Here is a 19942-nt window from a genome sequence, read left to right as displayed (position 1 = left end):
ATAGTGGGGAATTCTTCTAGTCGGCTGCTGCCGAGCTTGTGTATTCGAATGCCCAGTTTCAAAAGCCACCTCGTTTCCTTCATCCTCCGGCACAGCCGCAAGAAGGCATTTGCCAGCCCGGAAAACCTGCAGCGCTGGATCGCCTATGCCCGCAAGACCGAGGATCATCATCCCCCGGCATTGCTGCGGGAGCGGCTCGATATCACCGAGCGCAGCGTCGATGGCTTTCCCGTCTACGAGATCGCGCCGAAGGCGGGCGAACGCAGGCGCATCCTCTACATGCATGGCGGCGCCTATGTCTTCCAGATCACATCCTATCATTGGGGGTTGATCGCCGAGATGGCCGAGCGCTTGGGTTTCGGTATCACCGTGCCGATCTATCCCATTGCGCCGGAGCATGATTTCCACGCCATGTTCGGCATGGTCGGCGACGTCTACCGGCAGATGCTGGATGAGACGGACGCCGAAGACATCGTCTTCATGGGCGATTCCGCGGGCGGCAACATGGCCGTCGTGCTGACCATGATGGCGGCTGAGGAAGGCCTGCCCTTGCCGTCGCGCCACGTGCTGATTTCACCCGGCCTCGACATGTCGCTGTCCAACCCCGAAGTGTTCGAGGCGGAACGCAACGATCCGTGGCTCGGCATTTCCGGCGGGCTGGAAGCGATCCGCATGTACAGTGCCGGCATCGATCGCAGGGACTGGCATATCAGTCCGCTCTATGGCGACCTCTCGGTGCTGCCGCAGACCCTGCTTCTGACCGGCTCGCACGACCTGCTCAGCCCCGACAATCTGATCTTCGCCAAAAAGGCACGCGCTGCCGGCGTCGATATCGACGTCGTCTATGAGGAAGGCATGTTCCACGTCTGGCCGCTGATCGAGATGCCGGAGGCGCGTCGCGCCAGGGACAGCATCGTCGCCTTCCTTGAAGGTGAGCCCACCAAGCGGCGCGCAACTGCGCGGCGCACGGCGCGACCCGCTCTCGCGGCGCGCCCCGCCCAAGCAGCGGAATAGCAGAGCAATTCCAGGAAAAGTGTAAAACGGTTTTCCCGGGAAATGCGTGTAGCGCTTTCCCTTGGGAATTGCGTCAAAACAAGGAGTTAGAGCGGCTCGCCGTTTCCGTGAAACGGTGAACCGCTCTAGAACTTGCCGGTTTCGCGGAAAAGCTCGAACGTCGCACGGATATGGTCGGCGACGGCCTTGACCGGCGCGCTGGCGTCCGGCGACACCACCATCGCCAGATTGTAGGTGCCGATATCGGGCATGCCGTCCTTCGGGCAAAGCTCGACCATGTCGTTGCCCAGGAACGACTTCGGCAACGGTGCAACCGCGAGATCCGACATGATGGCGGCGCGCTGGCCGGCCGTGTGGGCGCTCATATAGGCGATGCGGTAATTGCGGCCTTCACGGCTCAGCGCATCGAGCGCGCCGGCCCGCCAGGCGCAACCCTCTTCCCACAGCGACACCGGCAAAGGCTCGCGCAGATGCGCGCTGCCGCCCTTGGCGCCGGCCCAGACGATCGGCTCGGTGAGCAGCACCTCGGCGCCGAGTGCGCTGGTCTTGTAGGAATTGGTCAGCAGCGTGATGTCGAGCGCCCGGTCGTCCATGCGGCGGCGCAGATTGCTGCTCTGGTCGATGGTGACGTCGACGGCAATCGACGGATGCGACTGCGCGAAACGCTTCAGCACATGCGGCAACACGCGCTCGCCATAGTCGTCCGGCGAGCCGAGCCGCACCACGCCGACGATCTCGGGGATGATGAACTTCGACACCACCTCGCGGTTGATCGACAACAGCCGGCGGGCATAACCGAGCAGCATCTCGCCATCCGTGGTCAGCGTCACCGAGCGCGCATCCCGCGCGAAGACAGAGCGCCCGAGAATGTCCTCGAGCTTCTTGATCTGCATGGAGACCGCCGACGGCGTGCGGAACACCGCATTGGCCGCCGTGGTGAAACTGCCGGTCTCGGCAATGGCCACGAAGGTGCGCAAAACGTCGAGATCGAGCAGCGGCAGCGGATGATTGAGTGGGGCGTTCATCGGGATCGACCTTCAATTTTTCTGATGTGAAGCATCATTCCATTTCGTTTGATTGAACATCAGATTGGGAGGATAGTCAACTCCATCGAAGGCAGGACGTGCCATGGCTCCAACGCTCCTGACACGGAATTGCACTCGATGCGGAATATCCAGGCGACGGAACGCGTTCATGCGGGACGTGCCACAACCAAAGGAGAATGAAATGTCTATCCTGTCATCCATCGGTCGGCTTGCGACCGAATTGAGCGCGGCCCGCGCCCGCTTCCAGACCGAACGTGCGATCCGCTCGCTACCGATCGAACTGCAGAAGGATATCGGCTGGCCTGAAGCTGCCGACACCAAGACCGGTGCACGCCACGGCGTCGGATCCTGGGCTGGAGCAAAGTAAACCATTGTGTACCTTGTGCTGAAGGCCTGCCGCGCAGACCAGCCCGGCAGGCCTTCTCTATTCGCCCTGCAGGCTTTCTCCAACTTATTTGCACTCAAATGATTTTCAGAGCCGTGTCGCCGCTGCATGGCGCATATGCGTCACTTGCATGGCGCCTCAATGTCGCCGGTAACACACTGTAAGTAATCGCAAATTTTGGGCACCATGCCCAATAATGTCGCAAACGATGTCGCATTTCCATTCAAGCGCTTCGCATTTGCGATTTAGTTTCTGCCCACGCAGGCCTATATCACCGTCAGCAAACGAGCTGCCCCACTCCATCAAGCGAAGGCGACCCGTCTGAGCAACCGATAGGAGATGATGATGAAGCTTTTTGCCCGCCTCTTTGCCCGCCGCGAAATGAACCTGACGACCGCTCTCGAGCGCCAGCGCCTTGCCAATACCATGCCCGGCCAGACCGGTGCCATGAATGCGGTGCGCCTCGGTTTCGTTGCCTGAGATAACGGCTAGCGCTCAGCGCTTCCCTGCCGCTGCCGATAGTCGATATCAGCGCCGCTTCGGCTTGACCGAAGCGGCGTTTCTCATTTTTGGCACCTATGCCGCCGCCACCATGCCCAATCCGTCGGCAGCCCGTGCCTGTCATCCCGGACGATTGCTCATTTGCGACCCATGTCGCAAATATAGTTTCCGCTTAGCCCCCTAGCCAATTGACAGGAATGGTTTTTCCTGATGTCGCTGTGCTGTTCGCGACATCCTGTTCGCGCCATGGCCGCGTGAGGTTCCCTTGAACGCCGTAAAGCATCCGATCAAGCGATCGTTTGTATTCTTCCTTGTCCCGGACTTCACCATGATCGCCTTTGCGACGGCGCTCGACCCGCTGCGCTCGGCCAACCGCATGCTCGGCTATGAGGCCTATCGCTGGCGCCTCGCCAGCATCGACGGCAAGCCGGTGCGCGCCTCCAACGGCGTCGAATGCGCCGTCAACACCTCGCTCGAGGAAGAGCGCAAGAAAATGGCCGGGCCGGATCGGCCGAACATGGCCATCGTCTGCAGCGGCATGAATGTCGAGCGCTACCAGAACAGGTCGGCCTTCGCCTGGCTGCGCGAGGAATACAACAGAGGCGTCGCCGTCGGCGGCCTGTGCACCGGCGCGCATATCCTTGCCGCCGCCGGCCTGCTCTCCAACAAGCGCTGCGCCATCCATTGGGAAAACCTGCCGGGCTTTTCCGAGGCCTTTCCCAAGGCCAACGTCTTTGCCGACCTCTTCGAGATCGACCAGAACATCTACACCTGCGCCGGCGGCACCGCCGCCCTCGACATGATGCTCAAGCTGATCGGCGACGATTTCGACGACAATCTGGTCAACCGCGTGTGCGAGCAGGTGCTGACCGACCGCGTGCGCAGCCCCACCGACCGCCAGCGCCTGCCGCTGCGCGCCCGCCTCGGCGTGCAGAATTCCAAGGTGCTGACCATCATCGAACTGATGGAAGGCAACCTCTCCGAGCCGCTGTCGCTGATCGAAATCGCCGACCATGTCGACCTGTCGCGCCGCCAGATCGAGCGGCTGTTCCGCACCGAGATGGGCAGGTCCCCTGCCCGCTACTACCTGGAAATCCGCCTCGACCGCGCGCGACACCTTTTGATCCAGTCGTCGATGCCGGTGGTCGAGGTAGCAGTCGCCTGCGGCTTCGTCTCGGCGTCGCATTTCTCCAAATGCTACCGCGAGCTCTATGCCCGCTCGCCGCAGCAGGAGCGCGTCGACCGCAAGCAATTGCTGGCGGCCTGATCCGAAAACGCACTCAGGCTTCGGCGGGCTGCGCCTGTACTGTGCGCATCGCCTCGACGCGGATATCCTCGGTCAGCCGCGCCTTCAGGCCTGAGAACTCCGGGCTGGTCTTCAGCGTGTAGTGGCGTGGATGCGGCAGGTCGATGGCGACATCCGACTTGATGCGGCCTGGCCGCGCGCTCATCACGATCACCCGCGAGGCCATGAAGATCGCCTCCTCGATGTCGTGGGTGACGAACAGCACCGTCTTCTTGCGCCGTTCCCAGATGCCGAGCAGCAGCTCCTGCATCAGCCCACGGGTCTGGTTGTCGAGCGCACCGAACGGCTCGTCCAGCAACAGGATTTCGGGGTCGTTGGCCAGCGCCCGGGCGATCGCCGTGCGCTGCTGCATGCCGCCGGACAGCTGCTTTGGCCAATGGTTCTCGAAGCCCTTGAGCCCGACGAGGTCGACATAGGAAGCGACGATCCCGTCTCGCTCCTTTTCGGCCATGCCGCGTTCGCGCAGGCCGAAGGCGATATTCTGCGCCACCGTCAGCCAGGGAAACAGCGTGTAGGACTGGAACACCATGCCGCGATCCGGTCCCGGCCGCGTCACCGCCTTGCCGTCGAGCAGCACACGGCCTTCGCTCGGCCCTTCCAGTCCGGCAACGATCCTGAGCAGCGTCGACTTTCCGCAGCCGGACGGCCCCAGAATGGTGATGAAGTCGTTGGCGGCGACCGCAAGGTCGACCGGCATCAGCGCCTTGACCGGCTGCCCGCCACGCACGCCGGCGAAGGTTCGCGAGACGCCTTCGATAAGCAACTTGCTCATGCCAGGCTCCAGGGGAAGAGCCAGCGATTGAACGCCTTGAAGGCGAAGTCGGACAACAATCCGATCAGCCCGATGACGATGATGCCGAAGATGATCTGCCCTGTCGCCAGCCGCGACTGGCTGTTGATGATCATGTAGCCGATGCCTGAGGACGAACCGATCAGCTCGGCGACGATGACATAGGTCCAGGCCCAGCCGAGCACCAGCCGCAGCGTCTCGGCAATCTCGGGCGCATTGGCCGGCATGATGACCCGTTTGACGATGCCATTGTTGGTCGAGCCCAGCGTATAGGCCGCCTCGACCAGGTCGCGCCGCGTCGCGCCGACCTTGACCGCGACGATCAGGATGATCTGGAACACCGAGCCGACGAAGATGACCAGCAGCTTTTCCAGCTCGCCAATGCCGGCCCACAGGATGAGCAGCGGAATGAAGGCCGAAGCCGGGAGGTAGCGGGCGAAGGAGACGAACGGTTCCAGAAACGCCTCTATTGGCTTCCAGGCGCCCATGGCGATGCCGATCGGCACGGCGACGATCGACGCCAGCAGGAACCCGCCGAAGACCCGCCAGATGGTGATCAATATGTCGAGCCAGAAGCGATCCTCGACCAGCAGCCGCCAGCCATCCCGCAGCATTGACAGCGGATCGGCGAGGAAGATGCGGTTGACGTGGCCGCCAAGCGTGATCCACGCCCAGAAGGCGACGAACAGCACGAAGAAGGAAATGCCAAGCACGGTTCGAATGCCCGGCGACACCGGATGCAAGGGGCGCATCTTCAGATCGTCCGCATCGTCAGATCGTCCCCATGCTCAGTCGCGTTGCCCGGTAGAAAGCGGCGGCGCGCTGGCACCGCCGCATGATGGTCAAAGGCCGGACTATCAGTTCGCCACCGCGCTGGTATCGGCAAGCGCTGCAACATCTGGCGCTTCCTTGATCAACCCCATCTGCAGCAGAAGCTCGCCGGCGGTCTTGGAAAAGTCCTGGAATTCCTTGGTGAAGAACTGCTTGTTCTCCGCCTTGTCGGCCCATTTCAGGTATTTCGCCGAATCCTCGAATTCTTTCGCAGACTGCTTCACGTCGGCGCCCATGATCTCGTAGGATCTCTGCGGATCGCTCTTGATCAGGTCGAGCGCTTCGAAATAGCTGTCGGCCAACGCCTTGGCGGCGTCGGGGTTGGCGGTGAGGAATTCAGGCGTGCAGCCGACCGTGTCGAGCACCATCGGGTAGTCGAGCGTGGTCGCCAATATGTGGCCCTGATCGGACTTGTCGCGCACCGCCGAGATGAACGGCTCATAGGTGACCGCCGCATCGTTCTGGCCGGCGAGGAAGGCTTGCGCCGCCGCATCCGGTTCCAGGTTGACGACGGTCACATCCTTGGTCGACAGGCCGTTCTTGTTCAGCACCCAGGCCAGCATGAAATAGGGCGACGTGCCCGGCGCCGAGGACGCGACATTCTTGCCCTTGAGGTCGGCGACGGTCTTGATGTCGTTGCGCACGACAATGCCGTCGGCGCCATAGGATTTGTCGAGCTGGAAGATCTGCTTGGTGGTGACGCCGCTGGCGTTCCACACCAGCCAGGTCTCGACCGTGGTGGCGGCGCATTGCAGATCGCCGCTGGCGATGGCGAGCGGCCGGCTGGCCTGCGGCACCTTCTTCAGGGTCACGTCGAGGCCATGCTTCTCGAAGATGCCGGCCTGCTTTGCGAGCGTCAGCGGCGCAAAGCCGGTCCATCCGCTGATGCCGATGGTGACCGATGTGGCAGCCTCGGCCGGCACGGATATTGCAGCCGCAAGCGCCAATACCGCGGCAGCGACGATGGTCTTGTTCATGTCGGTTCCCCTTGTTTTTTCGGATGCCGAATTGTGTCACAGACGCCCATGGGCTTGTCAATGAAACCGGCCCTTCACGGCAGCGTGATGATGCGCACGCTAACGCGCATCAAACATCCAGCTGCGGTCGCGCCACATCTTTTCGCCGACCTGGCAGTCGGTCGGCCGGTCCTGCGCCAGCACCACCGGCGGATGCCCGGCCTCCTCGCGCGCCCGTTGCGGCGAAGCGGCGCCGGCCAGCTCCAGCACCAGCTTGCGGCGGATGGCTTCGGGAAACTGCGTCCAGTCATTGACCGGGATCATGAAGGATCCGGGACCGCCGATGACGCAGTCGCTGTAGTAGCGGTCGAGATTGTTGACGTCATAGGCGCCGCCGAACCCGCCGCGCGTCATCAGCGGCAGGCCGTTGATGATGATGCCTTGCTTGACCACCGCGTCGCGGGTGATGTCGACGGGCGCGCCCTGGTTGTTGGGCCCGTCGCCGGAAATATCGATGACGCGCTTTGTCCCCTGAAAACCGCTTTCGGCGAACAGATCGCTGCCGAATTCCAGCGCGCCGGAAATCGAGGTGCGCCGGGCGCTGGCCGGCGGATGGGCGGAAAGCTGCGCGGCCACCCGCTCGGCATCGGCCCGGCTGGCGATCACCGTCCACGGCACGACGACCTGCTGCGTGGTCGCTCCCGCCCATTCGACATAGGTGACGGCGACCTTGCCGTAGGCGCCATCGGCGATGGCCTGCAGAACATTGTCGTGCGTCAGCGCAGCAGCATAGCCGTGACGCTGGATTTCAAGTTCGCCCGGCGACATCGACAGCGACACGTCGACGGCCAGCACCAGCTCGACGTCGACCGGCTCGGCGGCTTGAACCGGCGGCACCAGCCAGAGCCCCAGCGCCAGCGCGGCGCTGCCTGAAAGGAAATGTCGTGCGCAAGAAAAAGCAGACATACCCGAAGGTAAGCGAAAACCGGCTGCTGACAAAGCAAAAAGCCGGGACTGAGGGCTTCTACATCTAACCCCGAAACGGCGGCGCGGTTCGGCCTCATTTGTTGATGGGTCGCCCACCTTTGCCGCGCCATTCCACGTCGTCGGCTCCGGCCTTCGCCGCTTCCGGGTTTGGACGGGACTTCTTTCTGCCGGTGCCACGAAGCGCCCTCCAGTTCGGCTTGAATGATGGCGGCAGCCACAACAGGATGCCTGCTATCGCGGCGGGCAGGATCACGGCGAAACGCAATACCGACAGCACGACACCGCAGAAGCCGACGATACGCGCCGCCCGCCCCTCGCCGAAGCGCCGCGCAAGCAGATGCCGCGCGATCACCCCACCATCCAGAGGGTATGCCGGTAGAATGTTGAGGACGGCGAGTACCCCATTCAACATGGCGCCGATCCATAGCGTCCACGCAAGATAAGTCATCGGCATTGGAGGCGGCGCACTGAACAAGCTGTCCGATTCGACAGGGGCCAAAGGTTTGGCGATCAGATAATAGGAAGCAGCGAAAAACGCCGCCAACAGGATGTTGGTCAGGGATCCGGCAAACGCAATCCACGCCCAACCATAGGACGACGTGGCGCCGCGCTTGAAGTAGGCAACCCCGCCAAACAGATAAAGCTCAATCCTGTTGGTGCCGATGCCTTGCCGGTGGGCAACCCATGTGTGCGCCAGTTCGTGCAGGAACACCGATACGAAAAACAGTGCGGCAAAGATCGATGTGTGGATCAGCGCGGTTTTGGGACGCGTCGACCACTCGTGCAGAAAGGGCAGGACAACCGGGATGGCAAAGGTCCAGCTGACGAGAACGGGGATGTTCCCATTCACGCTGAACACCAGCGCATCGCTCTTCCTGTCCCAGCCAAATCGCCGCAAGTGCTTCACTCCGCCCGAAGCGACGGTAGGCGAGAATTGTCAGCTTACAAAGAGAAAAGCCCGGCAAGGAGCCGGGCTTTCATCTGTTCGTTTTGCGTCACACCAATATGAGCGGTGCTGCCGAGAAATCGACGGCGCTCAACTCCTCGGCTTCAAATTCTCTGGATCGTAGAGCGGCTTGTAGCCGACGGCAGCCACCTCGACCGGGTAGGTCTCGCCGAAATATTCGATGGCGAACTTGCGGCCTTCCTGGGCATGGGCCCAGGGCAGATAGGCGAGGCCGATGTTCTTGCCGATGGTCGGGCCATAGGCCATCGACGTGGTGAAAGACCGGCGGCCGAGTTCGTCGACCAGCGTCTCGCCGGTCTTCGGATCCATCACCGGCATGGTGCCGACGGGATAGCGGGCAACGCCTTTCGCATCGACGTTCTCGGTCATCACCAGCGTGCACAGGATCGCCGGCTGGTGCTCGCGGGCGCGGTATTCGACATGTTTTGCCTTGCCGCAGAAATCGTTCTCCTTGACCTTCGGTCGGGCAAGGTCGGCCTCGAGCAGATTGTACTCGGTCAACAGGTCGGCGTTCTGCAGGCGCAGGCTCTTTTCCATGCGCCGGGTGTTGGCATAGGTCTCGACGCCGAACGGCATGACCCCGGTCGAGCGCAGCGCGTCCCAAACGGCCAGGCCGTCTTCGTAACGCATATGCAGTTCCCAGCCCTGCTCGCCGACATAAGAGATGCGGAAGGCGGTGACGTCCTTGCCGCCGATCCTGACCGGCTTGATCGCCGCGAAGGGGAAGTTCTCGAGCGAGAGACCATCCGGATTTTCGACCACTTTCTGCAGCGTCGCCCGCGCGTTCGGTCCCCAGATGCCGATGGTGACGTATTTTTCCGTCACGTCGGTGATGGTGACGTCAAAGCCTTTGTCCTGCGCGGTGCGCTGCATGTAGCGGAAGTCGCGCGGACCGGCGTCGGCGCCGTCGATCAGACGGCAGCGGTCGGCCATGCGGATGACGGTGAAGTCGGCGCGCACCATGCCTTCCTCGTCGAGGAAGTGGGTGTAGATACCCTTGCCGATATTGTTGTCGCCACCAATCTTGGCCGCGCACAGCCACTCCAGCAGCGCGACATCGTCCGGCCCTTCGATGTCGTACATCGAGAAATGCGAGAGGTTGACGATGCCGCAATCCTCGCTCATCGCCAGGTGCTCGGCATTGGACACCCGCCAGAAATGGCGGTTGTCCCATTCGTTCTCACGTACGGGAACCCGGTTGCCATACTTCTCCAGCAGATGCTCGTTGGCGGCATAGCCATGCGCGCGCTCCCAACCGCCCAGCTCCATGAAGTAACCGCCAAGCTCCTTCTCGCGCTCCCAGAACGGCGAGCGGCGGATGTTGCGACCTTTGGAGAACGGCTCGCGCGGATGCACCGCCGGATTGTAGACCTTCATCGCCGTCTCGGTGCAACGATCCCAGATGAACTGCTCTTTCGTCTGGTGCGGATAGAAGCGCGCATAGTCGATGGCGTGATGGTCGATTTCCGTGCGGCCGTCCGTCATCCAGTCGGCGATCAGCTTGCCCATGCCGGGGCCGTCCTTGACCCAGATGGCGACGGCGTACCAGAGGCCCCTCACCTTCTGGCTCTCGCCCATGGACGGGCCGCCATCGGGGGTCACCTGCAACAGGCCGTTGAAGGAATGGCTTTCATTGTAGCCGAGTTCGCCCAGGATCGGCGTCAGCTCCATGGCGCGCTCAAGCGGCGCCAGGATCTGCTCCATGTCGAGATCGCGCTGCGACGGTGACAGCCGCGCCTGATCCTTTTCCAGCAAATCGCGCGGATGGCAGAGGCGCGGATTGGTCTCTTCGTAATAACCCCATTCGATCTGCCCACCCTCGGCGGTCCTGGGGTCGCCGGTGTCGCGCATATAGGCCGAATTACCCTGGTCGCGCAGCAGCGGCCAGCCGATCTCCTTGCCCGTGCCGGCAAACTCATTGTAGGGACCGAAGAAGGTCAGCGGATGGTCGATCGGCATGACCGGCAGGTCCTCGCCGACCATCTCGGCGATCAGCCGGCCCCAGATGCCGGCGCAGACGATGACATAATCGGCCATGATCGTGCCGCGGTCGGTAACGACGCCCTTGATGCGGCCTTCCTCGACGATGAGAGATTTGGCGGGCGTGTTGGCGAAGGATTTGAGTTTCCCCGTAGCTTCCGCCTGGTCGACCAGCTTGCCGGCGACGGTCTGCGAGCGCGGGATGACCAGGCCGGCGTCCGGATCCCACAGGCCGCCCTGCACCATGGACTCTTCGATCAGCGGGAATTTTTCCTTGATCTCGGCCGGTTCGATCAGCCGGGCGCGGGTGCCGAAGGATTTGGCCGAGGCGATCTTGCGCTTGATCTCGTCCATGCGGCTGTCGTCGCCGACGCGCGCCACTTCGAGGCCGCCGATGCGGGCATAATGGCCCATCTTTTCGTAGAAATCGATCGAGTAGAGCGTCGTCCAGCAGGACAAGAAGTCGTGGCTGGTGGTGTAGCAGAAGTCCGAGGCATGCGCCGTCGAGCCGATGTCGGTCGGGATGCCCGACTTGTCGATGCCGACAATGTCGGTCCAGCCGCGTTCGATCAGATGATGGGCGATCGACGCGCCGACAATGCCACCCAGGCCGACGATGACGACCTTCGCCTGTTTCGGAAACTCTGCCATTGCCGCGACTCCAAGGGGATAAAGCGGGCGTGTCCGCGCCCGTTCGAATGGCGCACAATATGCAGAGGACGTGGATGGAGCTACCGCCTGTTTGCGACACGTCGCAGATGCGACGCGACCCGGCGCGCCGGCGTGCCGCCAGTGGCGATCTATCTCAGGCGAAGGCCCAGATGTCCTCGGCCTGGAAGCCGACCTGATAGCCTGATGTCTTGAGCTTGACCACGACCTCGCCGATTTCAGCCGCCGGCAGCGCGCCGACCTCGACCTTGATCATGCCGGGGCGGTAGCGCTTGAGGTCGAGCTGTTCGAAGACGATCCAGTCGGCGCCCTCGCAATCGACCAGGAAGGCGTCGATATGCGTGATGCCGTTGCGGTCGAGCAGCGTCTGCAGCGTTTCCGACGTCACCTCGATATCCCTCACGTGCGGCGCGAACTTGTTGAAATTGGCGTCGTCCTCGCCCCAGGCATTCTTGCCCGACATCAGATTGGTGTCGGTGACCGACGAGCAGCCGATGAACTCGATCGGCAGCGTGCCGGCCTCGAGTGCCGCGGCATCGAAAGTGTGGACGGTGATCGTGCCTTTGGTTTTTGTCACCGCGACCGGTTCGATGACGAAGCGTTCCGTGTCGGGATAGTTGGCGCGCAACCGCTTCTGATTGTACGGGATCGGCTCGACCAGCACGGCCCGCGCCCGCGGAATGCGGTGCAGCCACGGCGTGACGTCGTCGAACAGCGCGCCGTCGCAAGCGCCGACATTGACCATCTGGAAGGCTTGCCCACCGCCAAACCGCGCCTTCAGCGCCGCCTTGGCCAGGAATTTCGTGCCACGCAACGCCGGCCCGCGATCGAGCAGGCCGGCGGGCAGGCCGAGCGAAAGGGCGATGCGCGCCAGCCCGGAAATGGAACTCATGGCTTACCTCCAGGTATGGCGATGGGCCGCCTTCCATTCAGGCTTGCCGACGCCCACAGCGCCATGATCGGGCCGACAAGCAAAAGGTAGGGCGGCAGAAGGTTCGGGAAGTAGATGCGGGTGTCGTGGATCGGAAAGACGGTGAATTTCGCCAGCACGCCGAGCACCAGTGCTGCAAGCAGGATGCCGGCGCGGCGATCGAGCCGGAAGCCGGCGCGGCCGAGCGCAAACCACGCGGCCAGCGCCAGAACCGAGACCCCGACCCAGCTGTTGATGCTGATAGCGCGAATGAAGGATGCGGCAAACGCCTTGAGATAGGCGCCAACCGAGAACGGCGGCTCGAAGCCATCCATATTGTAGTGCTGCTCGATGCTGGAGAACCACAGATGCGGCCACCAGCCGGGATGCTGGGCCCAGTGCGAAATCGCGAAATAGGCGACGAAGGACGCGGCAAAGCCGGCCAGCGCGCCCCACGCCCGCTGCCGGAAGACCAGCAGCAGCACGGCGAAAATGGCCAGGAACACGATGTTGTCCGGCCGCGCCATGAAGGCCAGGAAAAGCAGGACAGCGGTCGCTGCCTCGCGGCCGCGCACATAGGCAAGCAGCCCGCCGAGGAACAGCGCCGAGCACAACAGATCCGGGGTCGAGGCGCGTGCGGCATCGCCGAAATCGGCCATGATCAGCACCGCGCCGACCACAGGCGCCAGCGCAAGCGCGCCTTCGGTTCGCAGCCACAGCAGCGTGATCATCCCGAACAGCAGCACCGAGACCACCTGCAGCACCCGCATCGCCTCGACCGGCGACATCACCGAACTCATCGTCGACAGCATCTCGGCATAGAGAAACTTGATCCGGTACATGCCAAGCAGCGAGTGAAAGTCGGCGGCATTTTGCGCCATATGGCTGCGGAAGCCGCCGCCATCGTCTGTCAGCGCCTTGTAGTCGGCGGCCGAAACGCCGGCCTGGACCGTCCTGTAGGCATAGTCATGCAGCGCCTGGGCATCTGGGTAAGCGCCCTCCTCGGCGATTGTGAGATAAGGCAGCATGTCCCAATTGGCATCGGGCATCGTCCAGGCGGTAAACGCCGTCAGCAGGATATAGAGCGAAAACGCGATCGCGCCGATTGGCGCGGCCCATCGCGCATAAGTCCCCTCGCCCCACGCCAGAGCGGCCGCGGTCAGCCGGTCGAGTGTGTTTTGCGGGGCGGGAGACTTGCTCAGCATTGTCGGACTCGGGACTTCGCTCAACGGACTTCTTTAACGGACCTGGCTTTTGACGAAATCCTTGACGATCCCCACGATGCCGCGCGACAGCAGGCTATCGAAGGCATCGACGAAACGGTCGACATGCTCGCGCTGGCAGATCAGCGGCGGCTCGAGACGGATGACGTTGCGGTTGTATTCGGTGAAGGCGACGAGCACGTCATAGTCGCGCAGCAACAGCGCGCCGACGAAGCCCGACAGCGAGCCCTTCAGCTTGTCGTCGAGGACGCTGACGATCGGACGCAGCACCATCGGCAAGGTCTGCGAGAAGTCGTGGAACTCGAGCCCGACCATAAAGCCTTTGCCGCGCACATCCTTGATGATCTTCGGGTACTTCTCCTTCAGCGCCTGCAGGCGCTGCAGCAGATAGTCGCCGGTAGTGGCGGCGTTGTCGATCAGCCCCTCATCATAGAGCACGTTGATGCCCTCGATCGCGGTGACGCAGGCCTCGCCCATGCCGCCAAAGGTGGCCATGGCATGGATCATCGCCGTCTTCGGCGTGCCATAGGCCTTCATATAGACCTCGCGCCGGGCGATCATCGCGCCGACCGCCGCCTTGCCGGCGCCGAGCGATTTCGCCAGCGCCGTCACATCGGGCACGACGCCATAATGCTCGAAGGCATAGAAGCGTCCCGAACGGCCATAGCCGCACTGCACTTCGTCCGCCACCCACAGCACGCCATACTGGTCGCAGAGCACGCGCAATTTCTGCCAGTATTCGGCCGGCGCCTGGATGATGCCGCCGCCGCCCTGGATTGTCTCAAGCACGATGACGCCGACCTCCGGGTCGGAGCGGAACAGCCGCTCGACCGCTTCGATATCGGCGAACGGAATGCGAACGGTGTTCTCAGCCATCTTGAAGTCCGCGCGGTAGAGCTGGCCATCGGTAATGCCGAGCACGCCCTTGGTCTTGCCGTGGAAGGAATTCTCGGCATAGACGATTTTTGGCCTCTTAGGCCCGGCGGCGCGCTCGGCGAGCTTCACCGCCGCTTCCATCGCTTCCGAACCCGACGAGCCCAGAAACACCATGTCGAGATCGCCGGGCGAGCATTTGGCGATGTTGTGCGCAAGGGCCGATGCATATTGCGACATGAAGGCGATGGCGATTTCCTGGCGCTTCTCCTCCTGGAATTTGCGCCGGGCCTCCAGGATGCGCGGATGGTTGTGGCCGAAGGCCAGCGAACCGAAGCCGCCGAAGAAGTCGAGAATCTTGCGGCCGTTCTGGTCGATGTAGAACATGCCTTCGGCACGCTCGATCTTGATCTTGTGGAAGCCGAGCAGCTTCATGAAATGCAGCTGGCCCGGATTGAGATGCGCCTTGAACAAGTCGGTCATGCGCGCAACATCCATCGCCTTCGCCTGCTCGACGCTGATCAGGTCGGGCTTGGCGATGGCGGTAGGCGACAACGCCGGCGCGCCGACCATGGTGCGCGCGTTCGTCTGCTCAGGCTTGGCCATGACGGTCATTTCGGAGTTCTCCTGGTCGTCCCACCTATTCGGCGGGGACATGATTTGCGGTGACGGCAAGCCCGTCTTTCTTGGCGCGGTATTCGCTGTAGGCGGCGATCAGCATGTCCTCGTCGCGATATTGCGGCACCCAGCCGAGCTGGCGCTCGGCCTTGGATACGTCGAGCACGCACTCCTCATCGGCGATCAGATATTGTTCGGGATCCATGATCGGCATGTTCATGAGATCGAGCAGGTCGAGGGTGCGCTTGACCGCCCAGCCCGGCGTCGGGATCAGCAGCGATTTCGAGCCGGCATGCTTGATCAGGTCGCCCAGCAATTTCTTCACCGGCGGCGGATTGAGGGAGCCCAGATTATAGGCCTGGTTGGGCACGCCTGCCTTCCAGGCCGCGCGGGCAGCTTCCGCGCAATCGAACACCGAGATGAACTGATAGGGGTTCTTGCCCGAGCCGATCATCGGCACAGGAAAATTCCAGTCGATCAGTTTGAACAGCTTTTCCAGGATCCCGAGCCGGCCGGGACCGATGATCAGCCGCGGTCGAAACAGCGAGATCGACATGCCGCGCTTGCGCCATTGCGCGGCGAGCTCCTCGGTCTTCTGCTTCGACCAGCCATATTCGCCGAGCGGCGCGACCGGGTGCTCCTCGGTCATCGGCTGGGTGACCGTGTGGCCGTAGATCATGTCCGTGGTGTAGTGGACGAGCTTGGACGCGCCGGCCTTGTCCATCGCCTGCATGATGTGTTCGGTGCCGTGGAGATTCACCGGAAAGAAGAAGTCGTGACGCTTGGCCCGCACCTGGATCGGCGACAGCATTTTGGCCGACAGGTTGTAGACCATGTCGTCGGCCTTCAATCCGATGTTGGCCACCGAGGCCGTATCCGTGACATCGCAGGTGACGAAGCGAACGTTGCGATAGTGCGCCAGGTCGCTCTTGACGATGTCGGCAACGACAACCTCTTCACCATCGGCCACAAGCTTCGGGGCAAGATGACGGCCGACGAAGCCGTCGCCGCCGAAAATAACATGTCTCATCGAACGATCTCGCTGGTCTTGTCGGGGATGATGGAAGCGGTTTGGTCGTCATGCCCGCGCCCGCCCAAGTCTCGACCGCTTTGCGCGATCAGCACGGTGCCGACGCAGATGAAGGCGATGCCGGCAATGCGCCAGGCATTGAGGTCCTCGCGGAAGATGAAATAGGCGAAGATCGCAACCGCGACATAGGCAAGGCTGAGGAACGGATACGCAAAGCTGAGCTCGACCTTGGACAGCACATAGAGATGCGAAGCCATCGAGATGACGAAGGTGCACAGGCCGAGAAACACCCATGGGCTGAAAACGACCTGCAACAGCCTCAACAGCGGATTGGTGCCTTCGAACGAAATCGGCCCGAGTGACATCATGCCTTGCTTCAGCATCAGCTGCGCGGCGGCATTGGTCATGACCGTGAACAGAATGAAGACGATGTATTTCATATTTTGCACCCGCCACTCGCAACGGTCGTATTACGAACCTGCAAACATTTCATGAAGTCACGACAATGCTTTGAGTAAACCACGGAAATTACGATCTATTCACCATGACTTATTCGGATTGTACCTATTCAGCTGCCTCGACACGCCCTGGCCGGACGTTGAGCTTTTTCGCCGTCCGCAGCCAGAAACTGGACACGAACGCCGGGTCGCGCAGCGCTTCAAGCCGCTGCCAATTCGGGAAGGAGGCCGCGAAAGTATCAGCGCCCATGCGCGCATCCTTGTACGGGTTGACCGCGCCGCCGGCCGCGACCGTGATGCGGTCGAGTTCGCTGAGCAGGGCCAGCGTCCTGTCGCCGCGATTGGGGAAATCCAGCGTCAACGTGAAGCCTGGCCGCGGAAAGGACAGCAGCCCCGGCGAGCGGATCGAGCCGAAGCGCTTCAACACGGTGAGGAAAGAGCCCTGCCCGGCCCGTCGCGCCGCCTCGAGCAGCGCCGGCATGGTCTGACGCGCGACATTTTCCGGCACCACGCTCTGGTGCTGGTAGAGACCTTTCGGGCCATACAGCCGATTCCAGTCGCCGACACCATCAAGCGGAAAGAAAAAGCCCTGGTAGCCGGTTTGGCTCGGCCCCGGCGAGCGCCCCTTCTTCCACCGATAGGCGGCGTTGAAGGCGGTGAGGAACGGCCGGTTGAGCACATTGAACGGCGGCTGGAACGGCACTGAAAAACGGGAGCCGGCGCGAGACGCCGCATGCGAGCCATACTCGGCATGATTTCCTGTCAACAAGAGGCCGCGCCCGCGGCCATGGCCGCCGGCAAGCTGGTCGATCCAGGCAACGGCATATTCATTGGCCTGGTCGGCGGCCTCGGCCAGTTCGAAGAATTCGCCGAGATCGGCAAACCGCGTTACCTTCTCGGCGATATCGAGCGAATGCACCCGCATCAGCCGGATCGAGGCCGACAGGATCAGGCCGGTCAGCCCCATGCCGCCGATCGTCGCCGCAAACAGCCTTGCATTGTCGGTTGCCGAGCAGGTGTAGGTCCGCCCATCCGAGCGCAGCAGGGTGAGAGACTCGACATGGCAGCCAAAGGTGCCGCGCCGGTGATGGTTCTTGCCATGGACGTCATTGGCGATCGCGCCGCCAAGGGTGACGAACTGGGTGCCTGGGACCACAGTCGGAAAGAAACCGTAAGGTGCAGTGTGCGCAATGATATCGGAGAGGAACACGCCGGCCTCCGCCTCGAGCAGGCCGGTCTCGGCATTGAAGGCGCCGATGCGGTTCAGCGGCCGCATGTCCACGACCGCACCTGGCTCGTTCTGGCAGGAATCACCGTAGGAGCGGCCATTGCCATAGGCGAGCAGAGCGTTCTTTGTCGCCTTGCCGCTTCGCATCAGCGCGATGGCATCGTCGGCCGCGATGGCTCGCTTTGCGGCCGGCGTGGCGAGGCCAAAACTCCGGTACCGTTCGCCGGCCATGCCCTACCAGCCTCCCGCGACCAGAAGGGCGGCGCCGATCACCACGACGATCTGGCTTCGCCAGTCGCGAATGATGAAGATGACCGGATCGTCATTCATCTCGTTGCGGCGCGCCAGGATCCAGACCCGCATGGTCAAATACAGCACGATCGGCGCCAGCGGCCAGACCAGCCAGGGATGCGGATAGAGTTCGCGTACCGCGACGCTGTCCATGTAGAGCGCCAGCACCAGCGCCGAGGAGAAGGCCGACGCCATTCCTGCCTGGGCGACGATCTCCTGATCTTCGATGCGGTAGCCGCGACCGGCAATGCGCTCGCCCACCGGAATGGCTGTGGTGCGCAGTTCGACATAGCGCTTCACCAGCGCCAGCGACAGGAAGAAGAAAATCGAGAAGGCGAGCAGCCAGAACGAGACTTCGACCCCGGTCGCCGCAGCACCTGCCAGCACACGCACCGTGTAGAGCCCGGCCAGCGTCAGTACGTCGGCTAGGAGCATGCGCTTGAACGACAGCGAATAGGCTGTGGTCACCACCAGATAGCCGGCGAGCACGCCCAGGAACTCGATCGGCAACAGAAGCCCGGCGGCAATGCCGATCGCCAGCAGCACCGCCATCGCGCCGAGACCGAACGGGATCGACAAAGCGCCGCTGGCGAAAGGCCGGTTGCGTTTGGTCGGATGCTTGCGGTCGAGCGCAAGGTCGAAGAAATCGTTGAGGATGTAGATGGCGGAAGCCACGGCGCTGAAGGCGACGAACGCCAGCAGGCATTGCCAGATCATGTTGATGTTGAAGTATTCATGCGACAGCACCATCGGCACCGCTATCAGCGAATTCTTCAGCCACTGATGCACCCGCAGCATCTTGACGAATGTCTTCAATGTCCTTTTCGGCGCCGGCATCCTTTCGGCGCTATGCGCGGCCTGCCAGCGCCTCGCATGGCGGTCGGGCGCCACGACGATGGCGTTGCGTGCGGCTCCGAAAACCTTGAGGTCGTGCCGGCTGTTGCCGGCATAGTCGAAACCGCCGTCGCCATAGGCGGCGATGAGCGCGTCGCGCTTGCGGCCCGAGGTCATGTTGTGGGGACCGTCGGTCGCCAGCACATAGTCGAAGACGCCCAGATGCGCGGCGATTGTCTCGGCGAACTTGCGTGGCGTACCGGTCGCCAGCACGATCTTGCGTCCGTCGCGATGGTCGGCGCGCAGCCGCTGCAGCAGCGCTTCGCGATAGGGCAGCGAGGCCGGATCGATGTCGATGCGGTCAGCAATCGCTTGTTTCAGCCGCGCCGGGCCGGCGGCCAGCCAGAATGGAACCAGGAAAACATAGAGCGGATTCTTCTTAAGCAGGATGAACAGGCCTTCCCAAAGAAGATCGGTCGCAATCAGCGTGCCGTCGAGGTCGACCGCAAGCGGGATTGCGTTCTTGTCCGACCGCGCATCCATATCTTTCCTGCCCAGCTCAAAAACCCGTCGCGCCACGTTTCGGCGTCTTGGTATCCGGCATAGCGAGCAACGGCGCAACGAACGTTAAAACGTCTGGTTGCAACGGATATGCGCCGGGGTATTTCCCTCGTCATCGTTAAGCAACCGTTGCCGTAGACGAGAAAAGGCCGGGCATTGCCCGGCCTCTACTACATTTGCCTGCCGACTTACTTGATGCGGGCAACGCCACCCGAGATTTCGACCGTTTCCGAGCCGGTCAGGGCCTCGAGGTCACCATTGGGCAAGGTGACAAAACAGCCGTTCGGGCAGAATTCCACGGTTTCGCCAGCGGCCAGCGCCAACTCCGTCTTGCCGCCGCCTTCCGTCACGATCAGCGTACGGGTCTCAGCATCCTTGTTGACCGCGCTGGCGGCAAAGGCCGAGCCACTCGCTGCGGTAAGAGCGATGGCGACGACGAGCGACTTCCACATTTTGCAATATCGGTGTTTCCACACCGCCTCTG

Annotated in this window: 19 protein-coding genes; 4 read left to right on the top strand and 15 right to left on the bottom strand. The window is 62.5% G+C overall.

Annotation, left to right across the window (positions count from 1 at the left end):
- Positions 1-48: 48 nt before the first annotated feature.
- On the top strand, positions 49-1014 hold the full coding sequence (locus tag NKI06_RS06030; protein ID WP_352763509.1) for an alpha/beta hydrolase: 966 nt from the start codon (positions 49-51) through the stop codon (positions 1012-1014).
- Positions 1015-1139: 125 nt separating this feature from the next.
- Here the strand turns inward: NKI06_RS06030 and NKI06_RS06025 are convergent, their stop codons facing one another.
- Entirely contained in the window at positions 1140-2039 is a 900-nt protein-coding gene (locus NKI06_RS06025) for a LysR substrate-binding domain-containing protein (protein ID WP_023670389.1), read from the bottom strand.
- A gap of 202 nt (positions 2040-2241) precedes the next feature.
- Here NKI06_RS06025 and NKI06_RS06020 point away from each other — a divergent pair, with 202 nt between their 5' ends.
- The 3 genes from NKI06_RS06020 to NKI06_RS06010 all read left to right on the top strand — a co-directional run bounded on the left by NKI06_RS06020 (position 2242) and on the right by NKI06_RS06010 (position 4213).
- A complete protein-coding gene (locus NKI06_RS06020; protein ID WP_023681786.1) occupies positions 2242-2427 on the top strand; it encodes a hypothetical protein in 186 nt (61 codons plus the stop codon).
- Between the two features lie 363 nt (positions 2428-2790).
- Positions 2791-2925 (top strand): hypothetical protein, encoded by a 135-nt coding sequence (locus tag NKI06_RS06015; RefSeq protein WP_023681787.1) that lies wholly within the window; start codon positions 2791-2793, stop codon positions 2923-2925.
- A gap of 349 nt (positions 2926-3274) precedes the next feature.
- Positions 3275-4213 (top strand): GlxA family transcriptional regulator, encoded by a 939-nt coding sequence (locus NKI06_RS06010; protein WP_348524244.1) that lies wholly within the window; start codon positions 3275-3277, stop codon positions 4211-4213.
- A 13-nt stretch (positions 4214-4226) separates the two neighbouring features.
- Here NKI06_RS06010 and NKI06_RS06005 read toward each other — a convergent pair whose 3' ends face one another.
- The 14 genes from NKI06_RS06005 to NKI06_RS05940 all read right to left on the bottom strand — a co-directional run bounded on the left by NKI06_RS06005 (position 4227) and on the right by NKI06_RS05940 (position 19910).
- A complete protein-coding gene (locus NKI06_RS06005) occupies positions 4227-5024 on the bottom strand; it encodes an ABC transporter ATP-binding protein (protein WP_023823080.1) in 798 nt (265 codons plus the stop codon).
- A complete protein-coding gene (locus NKI06_RS06000) occupies positions 5021-5794 on the bottom strand; it encodes an ABC transporter permease (protein ID WP_352497857.1) in 774 nt (257 codons plus the stop codon). Before NKI06_RS06000 ends, NKI06_RS06005 begins: the two co-directional genes overlap by 4 nt.
- A 105-nt stretch (positions 5795-5899) precedes the next feature.
- A complete protein-coding gene (locus tag NKI06_RS05995) occupies positions 5900-6850 on the bottom strand; it encodes an ABC transporter substrate-binding protein (protein WP_023670382.1) in 951 nt (316 codons plus the stop codon).
- A gap of 99 nt (positions 6851-6949) precedes the next feature.
- A complete protein-coding gene (locus tag NKI06_RS05990) occupies positions 6950-7795 on the bottom strand; it encodes a DUF1194 domain-containing protein (RefSeq protein ID WP_023691008.1) in 846 nt (281 codons plus the stop codon).
- Between the two features lie 94 nt (positions 7796-7889).
- Entirely contained in the window at positions 7890-8714 is an 825-nt protein-coding gene (locus NKI06_RS05985; protein ID WP_352543084.1) for a site-2 protease family protein, read from the bottom strand.
- A 138-nt stretch (positions 8715-8852) separates the two neighbouring features.
- On the bottom strand, positions 8853-11414 hold the full coding sequence (locus NKI06_RS05980) for a GcvT family protein (RefSeq protein ID WP_352984457.1): 2562 nt from the start codon (positions 11412-11414) through the stop codon (positions 8853-8855).
- 154 nt (positions 11415-11568) lie between these two features.
- Positions 11569-12324, bottom strand: coding sequence for an FkbM family methyltransferase (locus tag NKI06_RS05975; protein WP_023750171.1), 756 nt, complete (start codon positions 12322-12324; stop codon positions 11569-11571).
- A complete protein-coding gene (locus NKI06_RS05970) occupies positions 12321-13547 on the bottom strand; it encodes a glycosyltransferase 87 family protein (RefSeq protein ID WP_023706096.1) in 1227 nt (408 codons plus the stop codon). Before NKI06_RS05970 ends, NKI06_RS05975 begins: the two co-directional genes overlap by 4 nt.
- A 33-nt stretch (positions 13548-13580) precedes the next feature.
- Entirely contained in the window at positions 13581-15011 is a 1431-nt protein-coding gene (locus NKI06_RS05965) for an aspartate aminotransferase family protein (RefSeq protein ID WP_352984548.1), read from the bottom strand.
- 67 nt (positions 15012-15078) lie between these two features.
- Positions 15079-16086 carry an NAD-dependent epimerase/dehydratase family protein gene (locus NKI06_RS05960; protein WP_023700339.1) on the bottom strand — a complete coding sequence of 336 codons (1008 nt, stop codon included), beginning with the start codon at positions 16084-16086 and terminating at the stop codon, positions 15079-15081.
- The gene (locus NKI06_RS05955; RefSeq protein ID WP_023741597.1) at positions 16083-16526 is read right to left on the bottom strand and encodes an EamA family transporter; all 444 of its coding nucleotides are present in this window, start codon (positions 16524-16526) and stop codon (positions 16083-16085) included. Before NKI06_RS05955 ends, NKI06_RS05960 begins: the two co-directional genes overlap by 4 nt.
- A 124-nt stretch (positions 16527-16650) precedes the next feature.
- Positions 16651-18003, bottom strand: a complete 1353-nt coding sequence (locus NKI06_RS05950; protein ID WP_023733774.1) for an FAD-binding oxidoreductase — start codon at positions 18001-18003, stop codon at positions 16651-16653.
- Positions 18004-18006: 3 nt separating this feature from the next.
- Positions 18007-19440: a UbiA family prenyltransferase gene (locus NKI06_RS05945; protein ID WP_352984455.1), complete on the bottom strand. Its 1434-nt coding sequence runs from the start codon at positions 19438-19440 to the stop codon at positions 18007-18009.
- Positions 19441-19646: 206 nt separating this feature from the next.
- Positions 19647-19910: a hypothetical protein gene (locus NKI06_RS05940; protein ID WP_023670370.1), complete on the bottom strand. Its 264-nt coding sequence runs from the start codon at positions 19908-19910 to the stop codon at positions 19647-19649.
- Between the last annotated feature and the right edge of the window lie 32 nt (positions 19911-19942).

This window comes from Mesorhizobium sp. M0772 (genome assembly GCF_040320135.1).
Classification (GTDB): Bacteria; Pseudomonadota; Alphaproteobacteria; order Rhizobiales; family Rhizobiaceae; genus Mesorhizobium.
The sequence above is the reverse complement of the archived record's forward strand: the minus strand, read 5'-3'. Positions and strand labels throughout refer to the sequence as shown.

Bases quoted from the DNA above. Each gene is read 5' to 3' on its own strand.
- NKI06_RS06030 (WP_352763509.1), top strand. From the start codon at position 49: ATGCCCAGTTTCAAAAGCCACCTCGTTTCCTTCATCCTCCGGCACAGC.
- NKI06_RS06025 (WP_023670389.1), bottom strand. From the start codon at position 2,039: ATGAACGCCCCACTCAATCATCCGCTGCCGCTGCTCGATCTCGACGTT.
- NKI06_RS06020 (WP_023681786.1), top strand. From the start codon at position 2,242: ATGTCTATCCTGTCATCCATCGGTCGGCTTGCGACCGAATTGAGCGCG.
- NKI06_RS06015 (WP_023681787.1), top strand. From the start codon at position 2,791: ATGAAGCTTTTTGCCCGCCTCTTTGCCCGCCGCGAAATGAACCTGACG.
- NKI06_RS06010 (WP_348524244.1), top strand. From the start codon at position 3,275: ATGATCGCCTTTGCGACGGCGCTCGACCCGCTGCGCTCGGCCAACCGC.
- NKI06_RS06005 (WP_023823080.1), bottom strand. From the start codon at position 5,024: ATGAGCAAGTTGCTTATCGAAGGCGTCTCGCGAACCTTCGCCGGCGTG.
- NKI06_RS06000 (WP_352497857.1), bottom strand. From the start codon at position 5,794: ATGCGCCCCTTGCATCCGGTGTCGCCGGGCATTCGAACCGTGCTTGGC.
- NKI06_RS05995 (WP_023670382.1), bottom strand. From the start codon at position 6,850: ATGAACAAGACCATCGTCGCTGCCGCGGTATTGGCGCTTGCGGCTGCA.
- NKI06_RS05990 (WP_023691008.1), bottom strand. From the start codon at position 7,795: ATGTCTGCTTTTTCTTGCGCACGACATTTCCTTTCAGGCAGCGCCGCG.
- NKI06_RS05980 (WP_352984457.1), bottom strand. From the start codon at position 11,414: ATGGCAGAGTTTCCGAAACAGGCGAAGGTCGTCATCGTCGGCCTGGGT.
- NKI06_RS05975 (WP_023750171.1), bottom strand. From the start codon at position 12,324: ATGAGTTCCATTTCCGGGCTGGCGCGCATCGCCCTTTCGCTCGGCCTG.
- NKI06_RS05970 (WP_023706096.1), bottom strand. From the start codon at position 13,547: ATGCTGAGCAAGTCTCCCGCCCCGCAAAACACACTCGACCGGCTGACC.
- NKI06_RS05965 (WP_352984548.1), bottom strand. From the start codon at position 15,011: ATGGTCGGCGCGCCGGCGTTGTCGCCTACCGCCATCGCCAAGCCCGAC.
- NKI06_RS05960 (WP_023700339.1), bottom strand. From the start codon at position 16,086: ATGAGACATGTTATTTTCGGCGGCGACGGCTTCGTCGGCCGTCATCTT.
- NKI06_RS05955 (WP_023741597.1), bottom strand. From the start codon at position 16,526: ATGAAATACATCGTCTTCATTCTGTTCACGGTCATGACCAATGCCGCC.
- NKI06_RS05950 (WP_023733774.1), bottom strand. From the start codon at position 18,003: ATGGCCGGCGAACGGTACCGGAGTTTTGGCCTCGCCACGCCGGCCGCA.
- NKI06_RS05945 (WP_352984455.1), bottom strand. From the start codon at position 19,440: ATGGATGCGCGGTCGGACAAGAACGCAATCCCGCTTGCGGTCGACCTC.
- NKI06_RS05940 (WP_023670370.1), bottom strand. From the start codon at position 19,910: ATGTGGAAGTCGCTCGTCGTCGCCATCGCTCTTACCGCAGCGAGTGGC.